4 protein-coding genes and 1 pseudogene are annotated in these 4589 nt (G+C 70.6%); 1 reads left to right on the top strand and 4 read right to left on the bottom strand.

Going from position 1 to position 4589, the window contains the following annotated elements:
• The 3 genes from MBEBAB_RS14445 to MBEBAB_RS14435 form a co-directional block, all read right to left on the bottom strand.
• On the bottom strand, positions 1-196 hold a 196-nt coding region (locus MBEBAB_RS14445; RefSeq protein ID WP_045319458.1), incomplete at its 3' end, for a TCP-1/cpn60 chaperonin family protein.
• Positions 197-250: 54 nt separating this feature from the next.
• Positions 251-538 carry a co-chaperone GroES gene (groES, locus tag MBEBAB_RS14440; protein ID WP_021698725.1) on the bottom strand — a complete coding sequence of 96 codons (288 nt, stop codon included), beginning with the start codon at positions 536-538 and terminating at the stop codon, positions 251-253.
• Positions 539-645: 107 nt separating this feature from the next.
• A complete protein-coding gene (locus MBEBAB_RS14435; RefSeq protein ID WP_021698724.1) occupies positions 646-2127 on the bottom strand; it encodes a tetratricopeptide repeat protein in 1482 nt (493 codons plus the stop codon).
• A 170-nt stretch (positions 2128-2297) separates the two neighbouring features.
• Here MBEBAB_RS14435 and MBEBAB_RS16635 point away from each other — a divergent pair, with 170 nt between their 5' ends.
• Entirely contained in the window at positions 2298-2777 is a 480-nt protein-coding gene (locus tag MBEBAB_RS16635; protein WP_021698723.1) for a hypothetical protein, read from the top strand.
• Positions 2778-2842: 65 nt separating this feature from the next.
• On the opposite strand, the pseudogene pgi reads toward MBEBAB_RS16635, so the two are convergent.
• A pseudogene (gene pgi, locus MBEBAB_RS14425) lies at positions 2843-4446 on the bottom strand (glucose-6-phosphate isomerase).
• Between the last annotated feature and the right edge of the window lie 143 nt (positions 4447-4589).

Here is a 4589-nt window from a genome sequence, read left to right as displayed (position 1 = left end):
AGGCGTCTTCCAGCTCGATTTCCTTGGCCACCGAAACGCCGTCCTTGGTCGAGCGCGGGGCGCCGAAGGACTTCTGGATGACCACGTTGCGGCCCTTGGGCCCCAGGGTCACCTTCACGGCATTGGCGAGGACGTTGACGCCGCGCAGCATCTTGTCGCGCGCGTCGGTGTTGAAATGTACGATCTTGGCGGCCATGTTCGGCAGCTCCTATCTATTGATTTCGTTTAAGAAGGTGGTCGACGCGGGTGCTTAGGACAGCACGCCCAGAACGTCGGATTCCTTCATGATGATCAGGTCGTCGCCATCGATCTTCACTTCCGTGCCCGACCACTTGCCGAACAGGATGCGGTCGCCGGCCTTCAGCTCCAGGGCGTTGACCTTGCCGCTGTCGTCACGGGCGCCGGGGCCGACGGAGACGACTTCGCCTTCCTGGGGCTTTTCCTTGGCCGTGTCGGGGATGATGATCCCGCCCTTGGTCTTGGATTCTTCTTCCACGCGCTTGACCAGCACGCGATCGCCGAGAGGACGAAACGCCATCTGTATGATCTCCTTAAAGGATCGAGTTCCTGCCCGGGCCATGGCTGTTAGCAGCCACCCTGCCCGAGTGCTAATGCAGCCGGGAGATAGGCCCCGGGCCATGCGGGTCAAGGGTTTGGCGTCAGAGAATTTTCTGCGCGGGCCGGGTGGGCCAAGCTCCAGTCGGCGCGAACCTGACGCTCGAACAGGGCCTGGGTGCGGCGCAGGGCGCCGGCCCGGGGGTCGGTTGCGGCGCCGATCCGCTGGAACAGGGCGGCTTCCGCCTCGTCCAGATGCCGCCGCGCCTCGGCGGCCCGGCCGTCGTCCAGCAGGAAGTCGGCCACGGCCACGGTCTGGCGCATGGCCTCGGGATGGCCCGGCGACAGGCGCGAGCGGGCGATATCCAGGGTGCGCCCGTAGACGGCGTCCGCCTCCGCCTTGCGGTCCAGCTTCGCCAGGGTGTGGGCGTAGCCGTCCAGGGTGGCGAGAATGTCGGGACTGTCCGTCCCCACGGCCGGCTCCAGCGCCGCCAGGGCCTGCACGAACAGGGGCTCTGCTTCCGCATGCCTGTCCTGATCGCCCAGGATCAGGGCCAGGTTGGCGAAGGCGATGCCGGTGAACGGATGATCCGGCCCGGCCACCGTCACCAGCAGATCGGCGGCGCGGCGGAAGACGGGATCGGCCTCGGGCGAGCGGCCGGTCATGCGCAGGTGCCAGCCCAGATTGGTCAGGCACTGGGCCAGAAGCTCATCGTCGCCCGAACTTTCGGCGATGCGCACGGCGCGGCGATAGACCGGCTCGGCCGCATGTTCGCGACCCCGGCGGCGCAGGATGTTGCCCAGATTCGACAGGGCGATGGCCACGTGGGGGTGATCCGGCCCGTTGACCGCTTCGTAGACCGTCAGGGCGCCACGGTAGGCCCGGTCCGCCTCGTCATACCGGCCCTGCGCCTGCAGGCTGACCGCCAGCTGGTTCTGGGCGTCGCCGGTCAGGGAATCGGCCTCCCCCAGATGCTCGCGGCGCAGGGTCAGGGCCCGGCGCGCGTGGACCTCGGACTCTTCGGCCCGGCCCAGAAAGTCCAGAATGCGCGCCCGGTCATAGGCCAGGGCCGCCTGTCCCGGCCCGTCCAGGGCGTCGCCGCCCAGCGCCTCGGACCGGTCCAGCAGGGCCAGGGCTTCGGCGTAACGGCCCTGATTGGTGCGGATGCGCGCCAGGGATGCGGTGGCCCGCCCAGCCGCCCCGTGGGCTTCGGGCCCCGCGGCTTCCAGCCGCCGGGCAGCCTCGGCCAGCACCGCATAGGCGCCGTCCACGTCGCCCAGGGCCAGACGGGACCGGGCGGCATCCGTGAAGGCCTCGGCCGCCCCCGCCGCATCATGGTTCAGGACCAGGGCCCGCCCGGCCTCCGCGAAGGCTTCGGCGGCGCCGGCATGGTCGCCCGCGTCACGGCTGTCCCGCGCCGAACGGGCCAGAACCTCCGGGTCCGCCGAGACGGTCACCCGCGAGCCCACGCCGGTCTGGGCTGCGGTCTGGGCCACAGCCGGGCGGGCCCCCGGCAACGCCAGCAGACCTGCCGCCGCCAGGACGCAGAATGACCGAACGCGAAACCCCATGGGCGCCTCCCGTAACGACGGTATGGCCTGGCCGGTCCTGCCGCAAGGCCGTCCTCAGCCTGAACGGCGGATGAACGGAGGCCTCCGGGGACGTTCAGCCCGGCTGGCCAGGATGAAGGCTCACCAGACATCCCGCCCATCTCGGCGGATGCGACTGAAAGGAGCCCATCATGATGAACTTCCGCACCCTCGCCGCCGGCGCCGCGGGCGCCCTGGCCCTGACCGCCGCCTCCGCCGCCCCCGTGTCGGCCGATGACCGCGAGCGCGACGCCCTGATCGGCGCGGGCATCGGCGCCATCGCCGGCGCCCTGATCGGCAACGGCGACGGCAGCTATATCGCCGGCGGCGCAATCGCCGGCGCGGCCCTGGCTACGCCAGCGCGGACGATGACGACCGCCGCTATTACAGGAACGGGCGCTACTACCGGGACGGCCGCTACTATCGCAACGCCGACGAATGGCGCCGGTACAACCAGCGCTACGACCGTCGCTATGATCGGCGGGCGGACCGCCGCGACTGGCGTCATGATCGCCGCGACGACCGCCGCGACTGGCGACAGGACCGTCGTGAGGACCGCCGCGACTGGCGCCACGACCGTCGGGACGATCGCCGCGATTACCGCCGCTGGTAAGGATTCAGGACGACGCTAGATCGTCTCTCTCTCTCTCTCTCTCTGAGGGGCGGATCCGGAAGGGTCCGCCCCTTTCGCTTGCCGTCACTCGGACAGGCGATCGATCAGGGCTGTGGTCGAGGGATCGTGGGGGCGGGACTGACCGCTTTCGATCTCGCCCAGGATGGTGCGAGCCATGGCCTTGCCCAACTCCACGCCCCACTGGTCGAAGCTGTTGATGCGCCAGATGACCCCCTCCACGAACACCTTGTGCTCGTAAAGCGCGATCAGGGCGCCCAGGGTCTCGGGCGTCAGGCGCTCCATCAGGATGGCGGTGGACGGCCGGTTGCCGGGGAAGGTCTTGTGGGGCGCCAGGCGGTCGGCCTCGGCGGGCGCATGACCGGCGGCGATCAGCTCGTCCCGCGCCGCCTTCAGCGACTTGCCCATCATCAGCGCCTCGGCCTGGGCCAGGGCGTTGGCCCAGAGGGCGGGCTGGGGCCGGTCCTCCTCGTCGCGGGCGACCACCACGAAGTCGGCGGGCACCGTCTCCGGCCCCTGATGCAGCTGCTGGAAGAAGGCATGCTGGCCGTTGGTGCCGGGCTCGCCGAACACCACCGGACAGGTCTGGCGCGGCACGGGAGACCCGTCATCGCGGATGCGCTTGCCGTTGGACTCCATCTCCAGCTGCTGCAGGAAGGCGGCCAGACGGCGCAGGCGGTGGGCGTAGGGCGCCACCGTGCGCGCGCTGCGGCCCAGTCCGTTGACGTTCCAGATTTCGGCGGCGGCCATCAGCACCGGCGCGTTCCGCTCCAGCGGCGCGTCCCGGAAGTGGGCGTCCATGTCCGCCGCCCCGTCCAGCATGCGCTGGAACAGCTCCGGCCCCAGGCCGATGGCGCAGGACAGTCCCACCGCCGACCACAGGGAGTAGCGCCCGCCCACCCAGTCCCGGAAGGCGAAGGTGCGGCCGCAGCGAACCGCTCGGCCAGTTGCGGCGCGGCGGTGACGCCGATGAAGTGCCGGTCCAGACCGTCGACGGGCAGGGCGGCCGCCAGCCACCGGCGGGCCAGCTCGGCGTTGGCCAGGGTCTCCTGGGTGGTGAAGGTCTTGGAGACCACGATCACCAGGGTGGTTTCGGGGTCCAGCCCGGTCAGGGTCTGGTCCATCTCGGCCCGGTCGATGTTGGCCACGAAGCGGACCTCGATATCCGGCGTGCGCGGCGCCAAAGCGTCCCAGACCAGCCGTGGCCCCAGATCCGACCCGCCGATGCCCACATGGACCACCGTCCGGAACGGCTTGCCCGTGGCGCCTGCCTCATCGCCCGAACGCACCGCGCGGGCGTAGTCGGCCATGGCCTTGCGCACCGCCTTCACCTCCCGCGACACCGGTTCGCCCAGGGCGCGATAGTCGGCGCCGGGCCGCGCTCGCAGGGCGGCGTGGAGCACGGCGCGCCCTTCGGTGAAATTGACCGCCTCGCCGCCGAACAGCCGTGCCCGCGCCGCCTCGATCTCGGCCCCGTGCGCCAGGCCCAGCGCCGCCTCCATCCCCTCCCGGGTCCAGCTCTGCTTGGACAGGTCGATGGTCAGGCCCGCGGCCTCCACCGTCAGGCGCGACAGGCGGTCCGGGTCGGCGGCGAACTGATCGACGATGCGCACGCCGCGATCCCGGGCGGCGACGGAGTCAAAGGCGGTCCAGGCGGCGTCGAGATCCATGGCGGGCTCCTTCGCAATCGGGCGCGATCGAACAGGGTCAACACATCGTTTACGGGGCAGGCGTAAGCCGGGGCAACCGGCATTCCGTCGAATCGCCGCCGAAGGAGCCTGCCATGTCCTGCGGACTGATGATCGCCGCCGCC

The sequence above is a fragment of the Brevundimonas abyssalis TAR-001 genome, assembly GCF_000466985.1.
Lineage (GTDB): Bacteria > Pseudomonadota > Alphaproteobacteria > Caulobacterales > Caulobacteraceae > Brevundimonas > Brevundimonas abyssalis.
The sequence above is the reverse complement of the archived record's forward strand: the minus strand, read 5'-3'. Positions and strand labels throughout refer to the sequence as shown.